The sequence below is a fragment of the Ensifer oleiphilus genome, from assembly GCF_013371465.1.
GTDB lineage: Bacteria > Pseudomonadota > Alphaproteobacteria > Rhizobiales > Rhizobiaceae > Ensifer > Ensifer oleiphilus.
Genome location: NZ_JABWDU010000007.1, coordinates 204,015 through 225,652, shown reverse-complemented (window position 1 = coordinate 225,652; position 21,638 = coordinate 204,015). Strand labels below are relative to the sequence as shown.

18 protein-coding genes are annotated in these 21,638 nt (G+C 57.7%); 7 read left to right on the top strand and 11 right to left on the bottom strand.

Features of this window, described 5'->3' with window-relative positions; genetic code table 11:
* Positions 1–82 precede the first annotated feature (82 nt).
* The 6 genes from HT585_RS24120 to HT585_RS24095 form a co-directional block, all read right to left on the bottom strand.
* On the bottom strand, positions 83–1,087 hold the full coding sequence (locus HT585_RS24120) for an alpha/beta fold hydrolase (RefSeq protein ID WP_176355324.1): 1,005 nt from the start codon (positions 1,085–1,087) through the stop codon (positions 83–85).
* Positions 1,088–1,747: 660 nt separating this feature from the next.
* Positions 1,748–2,518 (bottom strand): ABC transporter ATP-binding protein, encoded by a 771-nt coding sequence (locus HT585_RS24115; protein WP_281410702.1) that lies wholly within the window; start codon positions 2,516–2,518, stop codon positions 1,748–1,750.
* A 23-nt stretch (positions 2,519–2,541) separates the two neighbouring features.
* On the bottom strand, positions 2,542–3,660 hold the full coding sequence (locus HT585_RS24110) for a succinylglutamate desuccinylase/aspartoacylase family protein (protein ID WP_176355323.1): 1,119 nt from the start codon (positions 3,658–3,660) through the stop codon (positions 2,542–2,544).
* Positions 3,657–4,400 carry an ABC transporter permease gene (locus tag HT585_RS24105; protein ID WP_176355322.1) on the bottom strand — a complete coding sequence of 248 codons (744 nt, stop codon included), beginning with the start codon at positions 4,398–4,400 and terminating at the stop codon, positions 3,657–3,659. The genes HT585_RS24110 and HT585_RS24105 overlap by 4 nt, the downstream gene beginning before the upstream one ends.
* On the bottom strand, positions 4,397–5,086 hold the full coding sequence (locus HT585_RS24100) for an ABC transporter permease (RefSeq protein ID WP_176355321.1): 690 nt from the start codon (positions 5,084–5,086) through the stop codon (positions 4,397–4,399). Before HT585_RS24100 ends, HT585_RS24105 begins: the two co-directional genes overlap by 4 nt.
* Before the next feature lie 53 nt (positions 5,087–5,139).
* Positions 5,140–5,916, bottom strand: coding sequence for a transporter substrate-binding domain-containing protein (locus tag HT585_RS24095; protein WP_176355320.1), 777 nt, complete (start codon positions 5,914–5,916; stop codon positions 5,140–5,142).
* A 66-nt stretch (positions 5,917–5,982) separates the two neighbouring features.
* On the opposite strand from HT585_RS24095, the gene HT585_RS24090 reads away from it, so the two are divergent.
* Positions 5,983–6,897 carry a MurR/RpiR family transcriptional regulator gene (locus HT585_RS24090; RefSeq protein WP_176355319.1) on the top strand — a complete coding sequence of 305 codons (915 nt, stop codon included), beginning with the start codon at positions 5,983–5,985 and terminating at the stop codon, positions 6,895–6,897.
* Positions 6,898–7,304: 407 nt separating this feature from the next.
* On the opposite strand, the gene HT585_RS24085 is transcribed toward HT585_RS24090, so the two are convergent.
* Positions 7,305–7,865, bottom strand: coding sequence for a fasciclin domain-containing protein (locus HT585_RS24085; RefSeq protein WP_176355318.1), 561 nt, complete (start codon positions 7,863–7,865; stop codon positions 7,305–7,307).
* Between the two features lie 946 nt (positions 7,866–8,811).
* Between HT585_RS24085 and HT585_RS24080 the strand changes: the two genes are divergently transcribed.
* The gene (locus tag HT585_RS24080; RefSeq protein ID WP_176355317.1) at positions 8,812–9,237 is read left to right on the top strand and encodes a plastocyanin/azurin family copper-binding protein; all 426 of its coding nucleotides are present in this window, start codon (positions 8,812–8,814) and stop codon (positions 9,235–9,237) included.
* An 820-nt stretch (positions 9,238–10,057) separates the two neighbouring features.
* Complete coding sequence (gene aac(3) / locus HT585_RS24075; protein WP_176355316.1) at positions 10,058–10,864, top strand: aminoglycoside 3-N-acetyltransferase; 807 nt, start codon at positions 10,058–10,060, stop codon at positions 10,862–10,864.
* A gap of 520 nt (positions 10,865–11,384) precedes the next feature.
* On the opposite strand, the gene HT585_RS24070 is transcribed toward aac(3), so the two are convergent.
* From HT585_RS24070 to HT585_RS24060, 3 genes are read right to left on the bottom strand one after another with little or no spacing between them, the layout of a single operon-like run.
* A complete protein-coding gene (locus HT585_RS24070) occupies positions 11,385–12,098 on the bottom strand; it encodes an ABC transporter ATP-binding protein (RefSeq protein WP_176355315.1) in 714 nt (237 codons plus the stop codon).
* Entirely contained in the window at positions 12,095–13,336 is a 1,242-nt protein-coding gene (locus HT585_RS24065; protein WP_176355314.1) for an ABC transporter permease, read from the bottom strand. The genes HT585_RS24070 and HT585_RS24065 overlap by 4 nt, the downstream gene beginning before the upstream one ends.
* 7 nt (positions 13,337–13,343) lie before the next feature.
* A complete protein-coding gene (locus tag HT585_RS24060; RefSeq protein ID WP_343214073.1) occupies positions 13,344–14,354 on the bottom strand; it encodes an efflux RND transporter periplasmic adaptor subunit in 1,011 nt (336 codons plus the stop codon).
* A 145-nt stretch (positions 14,355–14,499) separates the two neighbouring features.
* Here HT585_RS24060 and HT585_RS24055 point away from each other — a divergent pair, with 145 nt between their 5' ends.
* The 4 genes from HT585_RS24055 (at position 14,500) to HT585_RS24040 (ending at position 17,713) form a co-directional block, all read left to right on the top strand.
* Complete coding sequence (locus tag HT585_RS24055) at positions 14,500–15,186, top strand: TetR/AcrR family transcriptional regulator (RefSeq protein ID WP_176355313.1); 687 nt, start codon at positions 14,500–14,502, stop codon at positions 15,184–15,186.
* A 384-nt stretch (positions 15,187–15,570) separates the two neighbouring features.
* Positions 15,571–15,798: a BrnA antitoxin family protein gene (locus tag HT585_RS32295; RefSeq protein WP_176355312.1), complete on the top strand. Its 228-nt coding sequence runs from the start codon at positions 15,571–15,573 to the stop codon at positions 15,796–15,798.
* A 68-nt stretch (positions 15,799–15,866) separates the two neighbouring features.
* Positions 15,867–17,174 carry a PQQ-dependent sugar dehydrogenase gene (locus HT585_RS24045; protein ID WP_176355311.1) on the top strand — a complete coding sequence of 436 codons (1,308 nt, stop codon included), beginning with the start codon at positions 15,867–15,869 and terminating at the stop codon, positions 17,172–17,174.
* A gap of 338 nt (positions 17,175–17,512) precedes the next feature.
* Entirely contained in the window at positions 17,513–17,713 is a 201-nt protein-coding gene (locus HT585_RS24040) for a hypothetical protein (RefSeq protein WP_176355139.1), read from the top strand.
* 104 nt (positions 17,714–17,817) lie between these two features.
* On the opposite strand, the gene mgtA is transcribed toward HT585_RS24040, so the two are convergent.
* Positions 17,818–20,370, bottom strand: a complete 2,553-nt coding sequence (gene mgtA / locus HT585_RS24035; protein ID WP_176355310.1) for a magnesium-translocating P-type ATPase — start codon at positions 20,368–20,370, stop codon at positions 17,818–17,820.
* Positions 20,371–21,638 lie beyond the last annotated feature (1,268 nt).

The window sequence follows — 21,638 nt, the reverse complement described above, 5'->3', positions numbered from 1 at the left end:
TATAATAATTCCCAAGACTCTTCGAAAGAGCAGAAAGAATCTTGGCCTCAGGTCAAGCCGCCAATACAATCCGCGCCGAATTTCAGTTGTTCCCATCCTTTGCGATCCGCCTCTCGATAGTCCTTCGTATCGAGGTTAAGTTCGTTTTTCGCCCAGACACATATTCGATAGCCGCAACAGCAAGTTCATTCGCCACGAAATCCGATTTGTGGCCAAGATTCTGAACCACAATCAGTCTTGCACCACGGATGTTGCGCGCAAGTTGTGCGGCGTGAATCTCCGGGGAAACTATCTCATCGGCATTCCCGGTGATGATCACCGTCGGGGCTTTGATCCCGCGGTATTCCAATGAGGCTGACTCCGCCCAATTGCTCAGCGCAGCCAACTCCCGAGCGTTGTGTTGAAACGCAATCGGCGACAATGCCTGCCAAGCTTTTGTCTTCTCTATGTAGTCGTCGGGACGGGGATTGGGAGCGAAAACTTGTTTGGTCGCACGGTCGATCGCGATGAGGCCGACTGGAGGTGCCACCAGGGCGCTGAATATGGATCCGGCGAACGGGATGCCCGCAACATCGTAATACCAGGCGACCCCACCCTTCCAAGGATAAGCGGCTGGCGACATCAACACCAGTCCCGAAACCAGCTCGGGATGTCGAGCCGCCAGGGCGACGGCAATCGCGCCGCCAAGCGAATGTCCGACGACTATGGCCCGCTGGACGCCGCGCTTACTCATCAGAATGGCGATGGCGTCCGCTTGCCCGTCCGGCAGGATGTTCTCCCTACCACCCTTGTCCGAGTTTCCATGGCCAGGGCGATCGACGAAAAGCAACTTTGCCCTCCCATCCAGCTTATCGCGAAAAGAGAATACTGGATCGTAAAGGCTCGCGCTCGCACCATGAAGGAAGACAATCGGCGGGAGATCTGCTTTGCGGCCGCCGTCCAGCAATACGCTATTGAGTTTATATCCACCGACATCAATGCGAACAGCTCGCAGCGACAGATCATCAGCTTTCGAAGAAACGCAACCGGCAAGAATGAAGATGACCAGCGAAAGGGTGGCAACGAACGTACGGGCGGGACCAGACATGTTTCCTCATCTCTCTCCCAATCCGGGACAAGCAATCGCCGTTGGGGATGCGTGCGCGAGCATACAGGCTCACGCAGAGACCTTCAAAATCTGTTCTATCTGAAGCTTCAAGCGACAACTATCTGTTTATACTGCGCCATACGGCAACAATCGCGACCAAACTCGCGCGCCGCGATGTGACGGTCGGTGCCAACGCGCATGTGCAGCAATAAGCGCGCCAAAGCCTCCGAAAAAGCGAGAGGCGTCGAATTATGTGCGCAGATGCTCGCGAAATCGAAACAAAGACCCGTATCAGAAATGATCCAAACGCCACCTCATGCTCGTAACTAAAACTGACCAAAAACAACGGGAGCACACGAACCAGCCATGTGTCGAACTGCAATAGCGATCGCAGCTTTGTCCGCGGCTACGGCACTCCACGCCGCCGCGGAACGATACAAAGCGAACGAGATCGAAGGAAATTTTTATCGCTGGACCCGTTTATAATATCATTTGCCTAACAAGCATCTCATGCTCTGACGTCACACCTGCACTTAACCGGTTGACGCCGGAAGTTGGGCGACAGCGGTGTCTTGCGCGCTCTGCTAGGCCTTGCCGCTTTTGGTTACAGCGACCTACTCTCTGGTGGGTATGTCTTGGTTTGTTCCTTCAGCGGCAAGCTCAACACATCTCTCTGGACGAAAGAAAGCTGCGAAGACGTTCGGAACGTGGATTACTCAGAACATCACGTGGATCGCCCTGCTCCTCGATTACTCCTTGGCTGAGAAAAATCACATGATTGCCAACGTCGCGGGCAAATGCCATCTCATGAGTGACGACGATCATAGTTCTTCCCTCCTCAGCCAATGCCCGCATCACCCGAAGCACCTCACCGACAAGCTCCGGATCAAGCGCCGAGGTAGGCTCGTCGAAAAGCATAATCTCAGGTTCCATCGCGAGCGCTCGAGCGATGGCTACTCGTTGCTGTTCTCCGCCCGAAAGAAATGCCGGAAAGGCGTCGCGGCGATGCGATACGCCGACTTTTGCCAAGTATGCTTCGGCTCGTTCAGTTGCCTCAGCGCGGCTTGTTCCCTTCACACGCATTGGCCCGAGCATCACATTCTCCTTGGCCGTCATATGGCTCCACAGGTTAAACTGCTGAAAAACCATGGATAACCGTGAGCGCATCGAAGCAAGTTTCTTTGGGTCATGGACCGTGAGGTCTCCACTCGGCCCTTTCCTCAGATCGAGTTTTTCACCCTGAAACCGATAGCTCCCGCCAGACGGGTGCTCCAAAAAATTGAGGCAGCGCAGGAACGTGCTCTTTCCGGAGCCGGACGCGCCGATCATGGAAATCACGTCTCCGCGCCTGGCGGTAAGTGAGATGCCTTTGAGCACCTCAACGGTCCCGAACTTCTTTCGAATGTCGGTGACTTCGAGCATCGCCTTCATAGTCTATCTCCGTGTCCTGACAATCATGGGCTCAACAGTGGACCGTTGCGGAACATTTCCTTGCCGGCGATCTTGCCGAGGCGTTTACCGCGCTCGGCGATGCGGCTATCTGCGCGCGCATAGAAAACCCCCGATGTGCGCGCCTTCACGGCTGTCACCGTTCCTGAGAGCGGGTCGATGATCTCAGCGACCACGTCACCAGCGATTACCTCTTGGCCAAGGTCGATTGCATAGCTCACGACCCCCGCGGACGGTGAAACGACAGCCTCTGAACCCGCAAGCGGGGTAGGCTCACACAACTTGGCCGGCGCTTGCCCCGCCGAACCCTTCACGATCCCAAGTTCGCGCAGGAAGTCGACGATGCCCTCCGCGTCGCTTCGAGCACGTTGGCGATCAACATCGCTGCGACCTCGCAACTCAACGGTGGTCGAAGCGCAGCCAAGCGGGATGTTCATGTCTGGCAGTTCCCTTGCCAGATCGAGCCACGGGCGCACGAGTGCTTCGTCAAAAGGATTAAGACCTGAGATTTCTGCCAGGAGCACCGCACGTGCTTGAAGGCGAGTTGCAAGGGATGAAAAGGTCTGTGCAAAAAGCGGTTGCGTGTACAGATGAACCTCCGCCTCCCCGTCGCAATGAAGGTCCAACACATAATCGGCGTCGATAGCGAGGTTCATCAGGCATTTTCGAACGTGATCCGAAGGAGTGACGACGTCCCATTCGTCAATCAGAAGCTTCAACTCCGCTCGAATTACAGCCGCGTTGATGCTGGCGTCGTTGCCCAACCGGCCCGAAAGCCGACCTGACAGCATGGGCCCGAAATCGGGATAATGCCGATTAAAATTCCGTCCGTCATAAAGATCGAAACGCCCCTCCTGCTGACCGAGGGCGAACTGCGACAGCCCCACCGGGTTTGCAACCGGAACGACGCGAACACGACCGGAGATCGCGCTGGCGGCTTCAAGCTCTGCCAGCGTCTCGCAAAGCGCATGCGCGACAATGATGCCAGGGGCTTCGTCGGCGTGAAGGCCACCTTGGATATAAACAATCGGACTGCCTTCATTCGACCCGAATTCGACGCACTTCAATCTATGGCGCGTGCCGGGTCCCTGACCCTCGATATCAAAGATGGTCTCTTTCATCATGCAACTTTCGGATTGAGGCGCTCGGCCCTCTGCCCACTAGTGTGTGAAGTGTCGGAGCGTGAGAGATGCCGCAAAAAGTGCTTCTCAAGCCGGCGGAACAGAGTGGTCAGGCCGATGGTCAGACAGAGATAAATGGCGGCGGCGACGCCGAAGGATTCGGTCAGGACCAGATAGTTGGTGTAGACGTCCCTGGCGACGCGCATTACTTCGACAATCGTTACCGTGCTCGCAAGTGCTGTCGCGTGCATCATCATCACCACCTCATTGCCATATTGTGGCAGCGCACGACGCCACGCCGACGGCCAAATTACGTGCCTGAGGACCGCAGCGCGGCTCAAGCCGATCGATCGCGCCGCTTCAATCTCCCCAGGCGCCGTCGTTCGAATGGCGCCGGCGAAGATTTCGGTCGTGTAGGCGACAGTGTTGATGGTCAAAGCGAGCCACGCGCAAAACCAGGGAGAGCGGAATAGCGGCCATAGCACGCTGCTGCGCACGAATTCGAACTGGGCGATACCGTAGTAGATGACAAACAGTTGAACCAGCAGCGGTGTGCCGCGTATTACATAGGTGAACAGCCAAACCGGACCAGAGAAATAGGGCGACCGTGTCGCGCGCACGAGCGCCAGGGGCACCGAGATTGCAAAGCCGCTGACGATGACAGTCACCAGCAGGATCAATGTGTTTACCAGACCGCTCGCAAAAGCCGGCAGGTTATCAACAACGATTTCCCAATCGATCATGCGGCGCCTCCGCTACGAACCCCGCGTGAAGAGACCTTCTCAACCGCTCCGAACAAAAGGACCGAAACCGTGGTGACGGCGAGATAAATGAGGCCGATCAGTGCGTAGAAGGTGAATGGTTCCCGGGTGGCTGCGGATGCGAGCCCAGCACGATGGACCATGTCGTCGAGCCCGATGATTGACACCAACGCTGTCGCTTTCAACATGACCAACCAGGTGTTGGTTAAGCCAGGCACTGCATGTCGTATCATCTGCGGTAGCAGTATGTAGAAGGCAACCTGCGAGCGGGAAAGGCCATATGCAAAGCCAGCCTCGATCTGTCCGGCTGGCACGCTCAAGATCGCCCCCCTGAACGTTTCGGTAAGATAGGCCCCAAATACAAAGCCGATCGTGCTCACGCCGGCTATGTAGGGATCTACATCGAGATAGCCCCATCCGTAGGTTTCGGAAATGGAATTGAGCAGGATCTGACCGCCGTAGAACACCACGAGCATCACAAGGAGATCCGGCAAAGCGCGCACCACTGTGGTATACGCGGTAGCTGACAACCTGATCCCCCTCCCACCGTAAACCTTTGCGGAGGCGCCAATGAGGCCGATAAAACAGGCGATCGCCAGTGAAACCGACGCTACGCTGAGGGTTACGCGTAACCCCTCCAGGATCATCGGCAGATAACCTTGAAACATGGAAATTCCCCCTCGCGACCGACGCTGACCAAGCGCCGGTCGCGGGAAAAGAGCTACTTCTTCGCCGATTGCGGCGTCACATCGAAATCGAAGTATTTCCCCGACAGTTGCTTGTAAGTGCCGTCAGCCATGATTGAAGACAGAGCGCTGTTAACTTCCTCGCGCAAAGCGCCGTCGGACTTGCGCACAGCGATGCCAACGCCGCCGTCGGCGTCCTCGCCCAGGAAGAGGGTGTCGCCCACTTGCTCGAAATCCTTCCCTTCGGGCTTCTTGAGGAACGCTTCGGCCGAGACAACGGACGATCCGAAGGCGATGTCGCCGCGACCGGCTGCCAGTTCCAGGTAAACCGCCGGCTCCTTGTCCACCGCCAAAACGGTGCTCTCCGGATAGTTTTTCGCAACGTATTCGGCCCGGGGGGAGTTGCGCAGGACGACGATTGTTTTGCCCTTGAGCTCTTCGGGCGACCAGCTCTTGTACTCACCCTTGCGCGCGACCCATCGCGAGGGGACGTCATAGTAAGGGTTGGAGAAGTCGACGACCTTCTTGCGTTTCTCGTTGATCGTCATCGAAGCCACGATGATATCGAACTTCTTCGCATTGAGCGCCGGGATCATTCCATCCCACTCCTGCTGCACCATCACGCAGCTCTTCTTCATCTTCGCACAGAGCGCATTTGCAATGTCGATATCGAAGCCGGAGAGCGCACCATCGGGAGCGACTACGGAGAACGGCGGATAGTTTCCTTCCACGCCTATGCGCAGATCCTGCGCAAAGGCAGTGCCGGCGAGTATCGTAGTGGCAAAGATTGAAGCGAGAAATTTCATTCGCATGCGTTTTCCTCCCAAAATCGGCTAAGCTGGCTTCTCAATGGCAGGAATTTTTCATAGAGTCAACAAATGAAAGAAAATTTTCAGACACCCATCGCTTGGAACGCAGAGGCCGATCGCCGCTTTGCGACGTCTCCACTAGGTCGTGAACTCAGCAAGCTTTTGCACAGTGGATCGACTTCCCAGCGCGCGCTCTCGGGCTTCGTGCTTCGTGACCCCATGTTCGTGGCCACCCACGGCATTGAAGATCTTGCGGCTGCGACAAGCACTTCAGCTTCAAGCGTGAGCCGTTATGTCCGAGACCTCGGACTGGCGGGCTTTTCGGAGTTTCGATCATCGATAGCGGCTTTGGTGAGCGAACTTATAGCGCCAGTTGCAAAGCTAGATGCCTCAATCAGAGACCTCGATAAGCGCAATCAGGGTGTCGAATTGAGCATAGAGGTTACGGGCTCCAATATCGACGCGCTCAAGAGTCCGCAGACTGCGGAATACATACGCCTTGCTTGCGGGGACATGAAAGCGGCTCGAAGAGTATTCGTCATTGGCTTTGGTCTTTCCGCACATCTTGCGGCGATACTTGTGCTTTCGCTGCAGCCCTATCGCGACGAAGTAATAAATGTGGCTCAATATGGAGGAACAGAGTCTGCAGCCGCGCGCGCAATGTCGATTGGGGAAGGCGACTTGCTTGTGGCAATTTCTTTTCCAAGATATTCGAGGGACGTTGTCGAAATCGTCAGATATGCGCGCGATAACAAGGCAAGAATTGTCGCGATAACGGATTCTCCGGCCGCGCCACTGGCTCCGTTGGCCGACCGGTTGCTTCTCGCGCCATCCAGGCACCCGGTTCTTTCGGCCAGCAACGTACCGGCCATGGCAATCATCGAGGCCCTTGCCTCCGATTTCATGCTCGCCGATCCGGAAAATGTCAGGCGAGCAGAGAAGCTTGCCAAGGCAATTTCGTCATATCTGACTGAGGGTGATTGACGCCGCCCAATTTTCGAGCGCAGAGGGTAGCTAATTCACCGGACATCACGAAGGAAAAAGGTGTCGCGGCGGCAGCGGCGGATGGTTATTCCACCCGTTCGGTCCGCTTGCAGCCGAGCGAGCGCGCCTGCGCAATGCTCGATGTACTCGATCGGTTGGCGCCGGCAAACACCGGAGGGTTCTTTGCCTGTGGTGGCCTGCCTGGTGTGTCGTGACACCGGTTCGCCTGAACTAGCCAGCTGCCTGACGTGGCGCTGAGGCCTTGATGTGTGACAGAAAATCAAACTGCGGCTTTGACATGCAATATCATCTTTTTTTGGTCAAGAGCGCTTAAATCTCCTGCCGCTCAACTGCCGCCGACATGGTCGGCGGCAGAGTTAAGAACGCTTGCGCTTTGTTGGTTGCCTTTATGACGATTTTGGAAGCAGAACCTTATCGATCACATGAATTACACCGTTGGACTGTTTGACGTCGGCGACCGTCACAGTTGCTGTGCCGCCTGCTTCGTCGGTCAGTGTGATCTTGTCGCCGTCCATCTTTGCAGAAAGCGTGCAGCCTCCGACGGTCTTAACCGCATGGTTGCCGCCGTCATCGGCAATCATCTTTCCGACAGCCTCAGAGAGCGCATTGGCAGCCACCACATGACAAGTCAGCACTTTCGTCAGTTTCTCCTTGTTCTCTGGCTTTAGCAGTTCTTCGACGGTACCTGCCGGCAAGGCTTCGAATGCTGCATTAGTCGGCGCAAAAACGGTGAAAGGACCATCTCCCGACAGCGTTTCCACGAGGCCCGCGGCCGTCACAGCGGCGACCAGTGTCGTATGGTCTTTCGAGTTTGCAGCGTTCTCCACAATGTTCTTGCTTTCGGACATGGCCGCTCCGCCGACCATCGGATTCTCGGCGTTCGCAGTGAATGCTACGAGAGCGAAAATCGACGCGATCGCGGCGGTAGGTGTAAGGGACCGTTTCATTTGCGTTCATTCCTCCTTGCAGCCCGCACCATGCGGGCTCTCCTAACCGTGGTTCGCCAGAAATTGTCCAGCGCTAGAGATACGGCATCTGGAGGAAACTGGATCATCGTCACACGCAGTCAGCCTGATTTTGACCGACGCTGCCGGGTTCGAAGACAGGACAGATTGAGCGTGAGAGTTGTTCGTGTCGCTACAATCGATCTGATCGAATGCAGCGGCGCCAGCACAGTCTTTCGTCGGGCGCCGAGGATCTTAAAGCCGAATTAGTCTCCTATGCGGTGTGTCCACGATTGTAAGGCGCGGCCATCTTCACCTGCTCGGATCACAACGAGAGGCACAATCTCGACCAATCTATATGTTACCACGGCATCGGCCCGCCTATGCGTTCAGTCGAGAACCGAAAAACTCGCCCGCGATAGCACTTCCAGCAGTTTGGTGGTGCACCATGGATTTTCCGGACGACGATGGATGGACGCCATAAACGGCAATATATACCGAGCCCGATCCGGTCGCCCGTCACCTCACGTGTTCCGAAGTGTCCCCCGCAAGTCTCGCCCCGGGAAAGGCGCCAGCATGGAAGCTGCCAAGTCGAGTTGCGCAATTGATGCTATTTGAACTGGACTGTTCGGCCTTCGATATTCTGCATGTAATCTGAGCTGCTTTTAACCTAGGAAGCATTGATGTTCTTGCACGGACAAGACAGGCACCTTGACCGAGGGAGCAGCCGACTGACGAAGAGCAAGCTTTTCGCCGAGGCGGAGAAGGCGAACCTGTTCGTGGAAATCGACGCCAACCAGAAGGAGCGCATTGTCAAAGCCGTGCGGTCGTATGGGCACGTCTTTTCTGCAGCAGCGATTCGATGGGCTGACAGGAAACCGACAGTACCGACCCAATAGGTTCGGCGCCACGCAACATCGTGGATTACCCGTACCAAGGAGAACTCTGCATGCGACACCTCCGCAACACATTTACCGCGTTTGCCATCGCCTGTCTTGCAACGCCAGCATTCGCCGGAACCACAGTCAAGGTCACAGAGGGTGGGGAAGCCGGTGGTGCGATGACCCTCACACTCGATCAGTCCACGGTCAAGGCCGGCGAGACGACATTCCTGGTTCACAACGACGCTATTACGGAAGAGCATGAGATGGTACTCGTGAAGCTGAAGTCTGCCGAGCAGGAAATTGTCGTTGATGCAGCCAAGGGGCGGATCGACGAGAAGACGCTCAAAAGCATGGGCGAGGTTTCGGAGCTGAAACCCGGTTCAGAAGGTCAGCTCAAGGCGAAACTCGCGCCGGGTTCCTACGCACTTCTCTGCAATATCAAGGGCCATTACGAAGCTGGTATGCACGCCATGTTGACGGTCACCGAATAACGCGATCCGAGTATCCTCCCCCGATCTCGGAGAATGCGATACCGCGGTCTCCGAGAGCAGGCCGAGCCGCAACAAAAGGCACTTTCCCTCATTGCAAAGATGGACCTCTTGTTCTCTTTCGCAGTGGATCTTCCACTGGATGACGGAGGCCCCGGTCTTCTTGAACCTTGCTGTTGCCTGACGGCATGAGCGAATAGAGCCGAGCCATCAAACGGACTGGTTCGGCAACCACAGAACAGGTCGTCAGCGTCGATATTCACTGATGCTCCTTGTAGAGCGCGTTGCGCCCCACGCATCTCCCGGCACCGACATCCAGACCAAGGCAATTTCTTGCGGGCAAGAGCGATCTCGACATATGACGCGCGACTCAAACCGCCAGGAGAACGCATCAGGACCGACTTACGCAAGAACCGGCTGATTGTTGCAAGACGTTTCGGTGCAACGCAGACGATCCCGTTGAGCGGTGAACATGCCTCGCGATTGATGAGGGCACTAACGGGGGCACGGGTGTCAATACCGCGATTGAAGCGGTTGCTGTCCGCGCCAAGTTCGAACTTCGTCAGAAGATTGTGGCCGCCGGTGGATCGTTGCCAGCATGGTTGTCTATGGTTTCAATGCCGACCTGCACCTGGAAAAGCTGGGTCGGAAACATCTCCCCCCGGCGGCTTGTTAGTGCAACAACTAGGACTTTGCTGCTCAAAATCGACGAGACAGAGCTTCCGCACGCCTTGGGCCCAATCCGTGCGACGTTTCCTGCGCGAAGGGACTTGCGCAAATGGTCGCCTGGCTGGCGTTATTCGCCAGATACAGGAGGCCCTCGATGCAAGCGAGTACAAAAAAATCCTTGATTGACGATTTGCGACGGCTGGGCATCCGCGACGGCGATGTGGTGATGGTCCATGCATCGCTGAGCACGGTCGGACCTGTTGATGGTGGACCTATGACAGTCGCCTTAGCGTTAAGAGAAGCCGTCGGGGCGGCCGGCACGCTCGCAGCCTATGTATCCTGGGAGTATTCGCCCTACGAAGCAACGCTTGGTGGGCGACGTCTTCCAAGGAAAGAAGAACGCGCCTGGCCACGCTTCGAACCCGATTCCCCTCCGTACCACGGCTTCGGCACGCTCAACACCTTCCTGTTAAGACTGGATGGCACGCATCGCAGCCCCCATCCCGACGCGTCCATTTTTGCCGTGGGCGCCCTGGCGAGCGAGATTACCGCGCTTCACCCCCTCGGCACAGGCTATGGGCCGGGCTCCCCGATTGAGCGACTTATAGCACGCGGATGCAAGGTCCTGCTGCTAGGAGCTCCGCTCGATTCCGTCACGGTGCTTCACTACGCGGAGGCCGTAGCGCGCATTCCCGGCAAACGCATCATTACTTATCGAGCGCCCCAGCCTGGAGGCTCATCTCCTCCGGACTGGGTCGACGTTGCAGAATTTGACTCGAACGGCATTCTAGACGTCTTTGCGGGAGAAGCCACCATGGATGCGGTTGAGTCCATTGCGCGCGCTTACCTGCTCGAGGGGCGGCACACGCAGGGGATCGTCGGCAGGGCCTGCTCCATCGTTTTCGACGCTAAGGACATTGTCGATTTTGGTGTTGGTTATCTGGAAGAACGCTTCACCTGAGCGCGCCCTTTTGTCGAAAAACCGAACAACAAGTTGAACGTGTTTGTCGGTAATTGCTCCCGGGTTCGACAGATAATCGCTCCCAAAAGGAAAGCTCCGTAACCGCCGGCAACGCTCAACCGAAAACATCAGCCCGGTCTGATGCTTCGCCATAGGCAGACGCTGAGGACTTGGGCTCTCAATTCGACGTAGACAAGACGGTTGCCACCGCGGGATCACGGTGCCAAGAACGGGGCTGCAACGTAGGCCCGAGAGTGATTGTTGGGCACATCGGTGTGTAGGTCGCTGGCCCCCTCTTTACCCAGTAGGTGGCCAAGAAGATGGTGGACTACCCAAGGTGGCCTGTTTCCCCTCCCCTAAGGATCTCTGTTCCTCTTGAGCTCGGCCCTGTGTTCCAGACCGAACCTTGTCCTCAAAGGCGCGCATTTCCTGCGCGATGCACTGCCGATACCTTCGTGATCCTGCTACGATTGGCGGCGGCTCTGCCTGGGACATCGTCATCTCCATCGCGTATCCTCATTCAGGGTTCATGCGTCGACCTAAAGTCGCCTGTGGCTGCTCCCATGGTCAGGCGCCCATCAATGAGATGAAGACGCCGGTCCATCCGCGACGCCATTTCAAGGTCATGCGTGACCGCGATCACCGTCTTTCCTTGTTCGCGAACGAGCTTCTCCAAAATCATGAACACCTGTTCGGAACTCTGGCTATCGAGGCTGCCGGTCGGCTCATCGGCAAGGATCAGCGGCGGATCGTTGGCGAGCGCGCGGGCCACCGCCACGCGCTGGCGCTGGCCGCCGGAAAGTTGGTCGGGACGCTTGTCGAGATGATCTGCAAGGCCAAGTGCGGCAAGCAGATCACTCGCCCTTTGGCGCATCTCGTTGCGGCCTAGATGCCTGAGCTTGCGCATGGGGATCTCGACGTTTTCACGGGCGGTAAACTCCGGCAGGAGGAAATGGAACTGGAAAACGAAGCCGATATTGACAAGCCGCATGGCGGCCCGTTCGTCCTCGTCCATCAGGGCCGTATCCCTGCCGCGGATCGTGACCGTGCCGTCAGTTGGCCGGTCGAGCAAGCCGAGCAAATAGAGAAGCGACGACTTACCCGAGCCTGAGGGGCCGGTGACCGCGACAAATTCCCGCTCGCCGATGCTCAGGGACACGTCCCTAACCAGGGCGACCGGCACCGCCTCTCTGAGGATGCGTGTCAGATCCTTTGTTTCGATCAGCGTGTTCATGCCGCACCCCTGATGATATCGACCGGATTGGCGCGAGCTGCCCGCCTTGCCGGCAGATATCCGGCGACGGCGGCCGTGCCGAGTGCGAAAGCGGCGGCGATCAGATAGTGCAATGTGCTCCAGGCGATCGGCAGCCGAGTCATTTCTCTGCCGGTCGTCGATATTTCGAAATGGACGAGCGAGAGGGCGTAGACCATGGTGAAGCCAAGCGCCCAGCCGAGAAGCGTGCCGGCCGTGGCGATTGCCACACCTTCGAGCACGAACAGGACGCGCATGTCGGCCTCGGTGAAACCCAGCGACTTCATGATGGCGATGTCGCGCGCCTTCTCGTGCGTGATCGTGGAGATGATGTTGAAGATGCCAAAGCCTGCGACCAGCATGATCGCTGCAACGACTGTGTACATGATGACATTGCGCACGACCAGCGCCTCGAGGATGGACTCGTTCGCCTCCTGCCAGGCGACCGCCTTGTAGCCGAGTTCCGCCTCGATGCGACGCGCCACGGTGGGTGCCGCGTTCGGATTATCTAGCTTGATGTTGATCTCATTGATCGCGTTCGGGCGGGCCGAAAGGATCTGCGCGTTCTTCTGCAGCACATAGGTCTCGCCTTCGTCACGCGCCGTGGTGCCGGTATGGAAAAGGCCAACAATCTTGAAACGACGACTGAGCCCTTCCGAAGAGACGGCGGTGATCGTATCGCCGAGCTTGGCGCCGAGGCGGGATGCCATGGTGTCACCGATCACCACGTTGTTACCGCCAGCGGCAAGTGCGGCGAAGCTTCCGGCCTTGAAGTCTCCGATGATCGGCGAGACGCTTGGTTCCGCCTGTGGATCGATGCCGATGACCACAGCACCGACTTCCTGGCCGGAATACCGCATGACGCCTTGTGACTTCAGGGTCGCGGCGAAGCGTCCGGGGATCCAGCCGCCGATCCAGGAGAGTGCGGCGGTGGGGTTGATGATGCCGCGGCGGTCGTCGCGTGGCCTCAGTCCAGAAATGGCTGCCGCATCAAACAGGTCCTCCGCCGGTTGGCGGCGCGCTGTACGATGCTCATCGGTCACTTGGACATGCGGCATCGTGTCAACAAGCTGGCGGACGAAATCGTCCTGGCCGCCCTGCATCAGCGCCGCCATGGCGATGGAGAAACCGACGCCGACGGCAACGCCCAGCATCGCAACGATCGTTTGCCGGCCTCGGCCGGAGATGTGGGTCAGCGCGATGTCGAAGATGAGGCGCATAACCAGCTCATTTCGTAGGGGCGAGCATGGGCTTCACGCGCGTGCCGTCCGCAAGACCTGTCGGGAAAGGTGAAACGACGCGCGCGTCGTCTTCCAGCCCGGACAGGACCTCAACGCCGTCCGCGCCGCGTATGCCTGTTTTCAATGCACGGACCCTGAGACGGTTGCCCTCGATTGCCGCCGCCTTCGTTCCGTCCAGTGCCACGGTCGGGAGGATCAGGACGTCCTGCGATACCCTGACGATGATGTTGATGTCGGTCGACATGCCGATCCGAAGAGGCGTGTCGTCGGGCAGGCGGAAGCGAACGCGATAGGTCTTCGTCACCGGATCGCCCTTGGGCGTTATGCTGTCGACCGTCGCCTCCAGCTGCCGATCGGGGAAAGCATCCGATCTTAGCAGCGCGCGCTGACCAACTTCGACGCGTGGAATGTCCTCTTCGTTGACGTCGGCCGTAACGATCAGCGGTCTCGGCTCTCCGACCCAGAAAAGCACCGTACCGAGATTGGCGACTTCACCGATCTCGCCGTCCTGCCTGAGCACCTGACCGGCGCTCGGCGCTCTCAACACATAGGTTGCGAGCCGCGCCTGACGGCCGGCGACGAGCGCCTCGAGCTGTCCGAGTTCACTGCGGGCCCGGTCGACCTCCTGTTCGCTGATCGTACTGCGTTCCGAGAGCACCAATTTGCGGCGATACTCTTCCTTCGCCAGCGTCAGGCGCGCCTGGAGTTCGCCGAGCGCTGCCCGCGCTTCGGAGTCGTCGAGGCGGGCGAGCACATCGCCCTTGGCGACACGTTTACCCTCGCAGTTGCACTGTTCGACGATGCGCTCGGCAATTGTAGGCGTGACTTTCGCCCAGGTGCGCGGCTCCACGACACCATCTGCATAGATGATCTCCGCCGCATCGCCACGCTTGGGGACAATGACGGACACGGGAACCGGGCGAAGCATATACCAAGAGCCGGCCGCGCCGATGATAGCGACGATCACCGTTCCGATTGCATAACGAGCTAGCCGCACGAGACACTCCTTGAATGCTTCCAGTCCGTTCTATATAAATAGACCGACGGTCGGTTTGTTTCAATGACATATGTCAGCGTTGCCCCCGGCGCATGTGGGACCGCCATCTAAACCCCCGTAGGAAGCCGGTGGTCTGGGAGTGCCTATGGTCAGAACGAAAAAACCACCGGAAGTCCGATCGAATGAGCTGATCGATTGCGCCGAGCGGCTGTTCTTTCAGCACGGCTACGAGAACACCACGGTCAACGACGTCATTCAGGCGGCAAATGTCTCCAAAGGCGCCTTCTACCACTACTTCGTTTCGAAGGAGGCACTGCTCGAGGCCGTCGCCACTCGCCTGGCACAGCGGAACCTGGAGGCGTTGCAACCGCTCATCGGGGATCCGTCGCTTGACGCGGTCGGGCAGTTGAACGCCCTATTCGCCGGCTCTCGACGGATGAAGCTTGAAATGGCGTCGCAGCTAAAGAACACCTTCAACGCCCTTTTCAAACCGGAGAACGTCGCCCTCTACCACCGCATCGACGAGGCACTGCTGGCAGTCAGCATCCCGCTGGTCGCCGAGATTCTACGGCGCGGCCATGCGGAAGGAACGCTCGATGCGCCCGATCCCGAAGCCGCGGCCTCGATGCTGCTGCAGCTGCGCGTGAGCGTCGCAAGAGTGATGCACAAGGCGCTGCAGCGTTACGAGGCCGGCGATCTCGAAGGTGCGGCGGCGATGCTCGACGGCTGGATGCGGACCTATGGAACCGCCATCGAACGCTTTCTAAAGCTCCCGGATGGGTCGATAGAAGCGACCGAGCCGAGGTTTTCCCGCGCATTCCTCGAAGCGTAACCAGCCTTAATAGATGCCCGGCGGGCAACCACAGGTGTGCCCGCGACTTCAGAATGTTCGGCCCCGCGCTCTTGGCAACGGCGGGCGTGCTACCGGTTAGCCATCGTGCCGTCCCATCACCATTCGCGGCGACAGCTACCGTCTTCGCGAAAAGCGTCGCTCCGGCCTTCTACAGAAAGCTGGATCGGCGCTTGAAACAAACGAAACGACCAATCAATGAAGGGGGTCAAATCTTCACTTCGCTTGACACGCAGCTCGGCAGGATTGCTGCAATTGCCCAGCAAGTAAGTTCGAAGAACGCATAGTCGCACCAGACAGGAAGTGATAAGCCAGTTGGACGGGAGCGTGACCGTACCGCGTGGCAGAGCAGCATAAGGCTGGCATATGGCGAACGCAGTTTACACAAGAGCGACTGGCGACCTAGTGCAGCAGGTCCTTGAGCGGCCGCGAGCGCTCAAGAAGAAAGCTCCGCACTCAGACGGATCCACGACTAAACTCACTCTCAGCGTTGATAGGGAGGTGGTCGACTGGTTCAAGGCATCGGGCGCCGATTGGCGCGCAAGAATGCAGGAGGCTCTTCGAAATGCAACGGATCTCGGCAAGGCTGTTTGATCCCGACGGATCCGTCTCGCGCTTCCAGACAAGCGACCGGCTCCATCATTAGCCGGGAGGTATCTGCAATGAAGAGCGTCTCACTACCGGCCCTGTTTGTCCTTCTGTTAGTGACAGGGTGTGAAACCGCAACTTTGACCGCAGAACAGGGGTATGGCCCTACCCCGCAACTTGTGAAGCCAAATCCAACGCTGCTGCCGACAGTCAATATCGCTGAAGCTTCCGGATGGGCTGAAGGACAAAAGCCGACAGCCGCGACCGGGTTTTCCGTTGGCGCCTTTGCAACCGGCCTTGATCACCCGCGCTGGATCCATGTTCTGCCCAATGGCGATGTCCTGGTCGCCGAGACGAACAAACCTCCAAAAAAAGACAAGAGCTTCAGCCTCCGCGGCTGGGTCATGGGATTGTTCATGGCGCGCGCTGGGGCAGAGGTGCCGAGCGCCAATCGCATTACGCTTCTCAGGGACGGCGACGGCGACGGGGTCGCCGAGACGCGCTCGACATTTCTTGAGAACCTGAACTCTCCCTTCGGCATGACGCTCTCGAAAGGCACCCTCTACGTCGCCAATACCGATGCGATCATGGGGTATCTCTATAACGAGGGCGAAACGAGGATTAGGGTTCGCGGGCAGAAAATCGCCGATCTGCCTGCCGGCCCGATCAATCACCACTGGACCAAGGACGTGATTGCCAGCCCACACGGAACGAAGCTCTATGCCACTATTGGTTCCAACTCCAACGTCGCCGAGAATGGCATTGAAGCGGAAGCAAATAGGGCCGCGGTTCTCCAAATCGATTTGGCGACCAGAAACGTGCGCACCTTCGCGTCCGGGCTTCGCAATCCGAACGGCCTGTCCTGGCAACCTCAGTCGGGCGCGCTCTGGGTGGCGGTCAATGAGCGTGATGAAATCGGTAGCGATCTGGTTCCCGATTACATGACTTCGGTCAAGGACGGCGGCTTCTACGGCTGGCCCTACAGCTATTTCGGCAAGCACATCGACACCAGAGTGAAGCCCCAAAGACCGGATCTGGTCCAAAATGCGCTGGTTCCCGACTATGCCCTCGGCCCGCACACAGCCTCGCTCGGTCTGACCTTCTACACCGGGCAGCTATTCCCGAAAGAATACCGCTACGGGGCCTTCGTCGGCCAGCATGGTTCCTGGAACCGCCGGCCCCGCAGTGGCTACAAGGTAGTATTCGTACCGTTTGCCAACGGCAAGCCAGCAGGGCGCCCGAAGGATATCCTCACCGGCTTTATCGGACCGGATGACAAGGCGCGTGGGCGTCCGGTCGGCGTGGCGGTCGATCGGCGAGGAGGGCTCCTTGTCGCCGACGACGTCGGCAATGCGATTTGGCGGATCACGCCATCCAAGTGAGTACGCGCCACTTCTTGTTCGCTCCCGGCCACGGGCTTTCGAAGTTTACATCCCAACCTGCCCTAGTGCTTTTGTAACGGCCAGCAGCTTCGTCAGCCTCGCGTTTTCGTCCTCAAGCGCCTTCAGCCCTTCGCCTAGGCATTGCGGTTTCATTGCCTGAGTAAATTTGCTTCCTGTCAATAAAGAGCCTATCGTGGACGCCGGTCGAAGAAGAGGATGCATCGCCTCGCATATCTGGCGTAGCCCTATGACGCAGTCTTCGACGGGCATAGATGTTTGCCAACCGGCATTCCTCAGACGCTGGTTTCCGCCTCCTAAAATGAAAGCGAGGCAACCCGATGGACGCCTTCATCGCAAAAGAAAACATCAGGCGATTCAGTTCCTTACTTCGGACGGAGACAGGCGAATCCCAGAGGCGCGTTCTCTTGGATTTGCTGAGCCTTGAGAACGAAAAGCTGGCTGCGGCGGTGGGGAAGATAGATACCAACAGGGATGGCAAAATTGTCTCCGAAGAGGTTCATGCCATCATTACAGCCTAGCCGGTCACGCCGTGTGGGTGATGGAGGCATGATGATGGAGTCCGCCAATGCGGGACAATGATGGAACGCGACATCCTTCGCACCGAATGCGGCGCTGACGCGGCTCACGTCGAGTTCTCGAACTTGAAATACCACGCCTTCGCCATTTCTGTGGCTAGGATGTATCCGAGCACGATGACCACAATAGCAGCCAGTTGGGCCGTTGAGAGCGGTACGAACCCGAACACCGAAGTCGAGCCTCCAAGGAACGGAATGGCAAAAGTCGCGACCACCACCGCAACGGTCGACCACAAGAGCAACTGACTGGGTTTGCTGCGGAAAGCGGGCTTGTGGGTGCGTAGGACGAGCACCACCGCCAGTTCCGTCAATAGCGAGATCATGAACCAAGCCGTCTGAAACGTCGCCTCATTCGCATGAAAAACGAGGAGCAGGACGCCGAATGTCAAGAGATCGAAGACTGAACTGATCAGCCCGAAGAGGACCATGAATTTCCGAATATCCTTGATGTTCCAACGCTGCGGACGCAGCACTCGCTCCGGATCGACGTTATCACTGGAGATCGCGATCGAAGGCACGTCGGAGAGGAAATTGTTGAGAAGGATCTGCTTGGCTGCGAGCGGCAGGAACGGCAAAAGAGGTGTCGCTAGCGCCATGCTGATCATGTTGCCGAAATTCGCGCTTGTCGTTATCGAAATATATTTCAGCGTGTTGGCGAATGTCTGCCGACCATCCTCAACGCCGGTGCGGAGGACGTCCAGGTCGCGGCTCAACAGGATGATGTCGGCGCTCTCGCGCGCAACGTCGACCGCCTCTTCGACGGAGATGCCGACATCGGCCGCATGAAGGGCCGGCGCGTCATTAATCCCGTCGCCGAGATAGCCGAGCGAGTGCCCGGTCCGCTGGAGCGCGCGCACGATACGTTCTTTCTGCTGGGGATCAATCTCGACGAAGAGGTCGGTGCGCGGCGCGAGGTGCCACAGCGCCTCGTCTTTCAAAGTCGCAAGTTTTTCGCCGGTGAGCATGGATTTGGCATCCAGTCCGACAGCCTCGGCGAGATGGGCAGTTACGTAGCGATTGTCGCCGCTGATCACCTTGATGCGGATGCCAAGACGATTGAGGTCATGGATCGTGCGTTTTGCATCCGCCTTGGGTGGGTCATAGAAGACAAGGAAGCCACAAAAGGTCATCTCGCGCTCGTCGTCGCGGTCGTAGTCCGCCTCTATTGCGACCCTACGGGTGGCAACCGCGAGCACCCGAAATCCTTCGGCGCCGCTGGCCTTAAACAAGGTCTCGAGTTCTGCTCGCGCTTTGGCATCCAGCGGAACGTCGACGCCATTGCGGTCGACCGAGGTGCAAATGTCGAGCACGTTCGAAAACGCCCCTTTGGTCACGAACAGATGCTGCGTCGGTGCTGCACCTTCCGCCAGGACGATGGTCAGCCTACGCCGCATGAAGTCGTACGGGATTTCGTCGATCTTAATCAGACCGCTCGTTGTGAGGCCGGCGCCCTTGCCTGCCGCCACAATCGCCGCATCCAACGGGTTCTTGATCCCGGTCTCGAACGCGGCATTCAGGAACGCGAGCCGTCGAACCTTTTCCGACGGACGGCCGGCAGCGTCCTGCACATCGCTCAGAACGATGGTGCCCTCGGTCAGCGTGCCGGTCTTGTCGGTACACAAGATGTCCATGCTGCCAAGATTCTCGATAGCGTCGAGCCGCCGCACGATAACCCCACGCTTGCTCATTGCGCGTGCGCCAGCCGAGAGGGTGACGCTGATGATAGCTGGCAAAAGCTCCGGCGACAGTCCAACGGCCAAAGCAACGGCGAATAGCAGCGACTCAACTACCGGACGATCGAGCAGGAGGTTCACAGTCAGCACAAACAGGACGATCACAATCATTACGCGAATGAGCAGATAGCCGAACTGGCGCACGCCGCGGGCGAAGTCGGTTTCAGGCTGACGCGCCCGCAACCTAGCGGCAATCGCGCCGAACTCGGTTCGGCGGCCTGTATTTACCGCAAGCACCTTTGCCGTACCGCTGCGCACCGATGCGCCCAGGAATACCGAATTTGTCCGCTCCGTGATGGGCGCGTCCGGCCTGATGGTTCCCGGGCGCTTCTCGACTGGGAAGGACTCGCCGGTCATGCTTGCCTCGGTGACAAGAAAGTCCGCCGCATCGATCACAACGCCATCCGCTGGAATGAGATTACCAGCCGATAACAGAATGAGATCACCGGGAACGATCGTGCTGACCGAGACTTGTTGCTCCGCTCCATCGCGAACGACGCGGCAGGTCAGCGCGAGGCGTTTCTTCAGTTCCTCGACTGCGGTGGACGCCCGGTACTCCTGATAGAAACTCAGCAGTGAGCTTCCCATTACGATGGCCAGAATGATGCCGGCATCGACCCATTGCTGCAGGACCAGAGAGATCGCTGCGGCGAAGGCCAGGATGAGCACAAGAGGGCTTTCGAACTGACGCAGCAGGAGCCGTAGGGCATTCAGATGCACCGTATCCTCGACGCTGTTGGGGCCAACAAGGGCAAGCTCAGCGGCAGCGGCATCGGAGGTAAGACCTAGGGGGACGGATCCGAGAGACGCCGCTAACGCGGCCTGGTCCTGGCTCCAGTAGGGAGCGTCAGCAGTAGCCTCGCCCATTCAAAGGTCCGATCATCATAAGCTCTTGCGAAGAATTCTTCCCTCATCTTACGCCGAAAAGAGCGATGTCGCACCCGCACATAATCCCGTGTCTAAAATGCCACCGCTTTAGTGCGAGTTTGTTTTTCACAACTTGACCCTCAACAGGCAACGAGATCACTCAAGTGGTATCGCCTCTCCTTGATATGGATCAATGAAATTACGTTAGTCTCATCTAATTTATGAAGACCTAAAAGCAATCATTGTCGACGCGGAAAAAGGGAGAAGATGATGCGCGGACACTCACGGATCCATCCTCGGCAAACAGGGCAGTCAGGCGGAATTGGGACCGAACCAGACTTTCGCGTGACGTATTCTCGAAACAAAGGGTGGGAGATCGAAGTCATCTCTCCGCAAGCACATGCGTGGTTAGATTCGGCCGATCAGGCGCTCCTCGCCAGAGAGCGCGGTTGCCTCAGTATCGATCTCGCCGGAGTCAACCGACATGTGCATATCGCGCGATCGGCAGGCTTAAGAACGGAATACATCGGCCTCCAGCGACTTCTTATCACTTGACCCTTCTAGCGGATCTCACCACCTAGTTTGGCGCAGAATGCACAACGGGGAGCGTTGTGATACAATAATTCTACAGCATAAGTGACTGCCGATGATGATTCCCAGCGCCTGCACAATTTCATGTTTGGCGTATATGCGAATGGGACTGGACTAATATTTGATTTGGATCAAAGCCGATACATGGCCTGCAACCTAATTTACCTTATCCTCGGCTTCTAGAGGAGGCTCCAAAGTACCGAGGCCGTACAGATGTCCAATGTTTCGGTTATTGTCGCCTGCAGCACTTCGGTATTCGCGACTGCGACCATTGATGCGATAGCAAAAGCCGTACCTCCAGGCCTTCCGACCGCTCCAACATGCTACGCAGAACCGGATCAGAGTTGGCGTGCCGGATACCTTTACAGGGTCAACAAGGATGGTGACGCAGTCTATATTTCGCCCAACGGCCAATTTTTCCGCAACCGCCGACGCCAAAAGACGACGTGTTGGAATTTCAGCGTAAGCAATTGAGCAGCCTTGCAAATTGGGGAAACCGCTTCTGCAAACAGGCACTGGGAAGATAGCATAGCCCCGCGAGTCACTTGGCCAACTGCTCAAATCAATGTGAGTGTTGCAGGGACTGCCCGCGCACCACGGGCGGGTTGCACGTAGCCACGACTACTTCTAATTATACCTCTACCTCTACTTCTACTTCTACTGTTATTACTGCATTT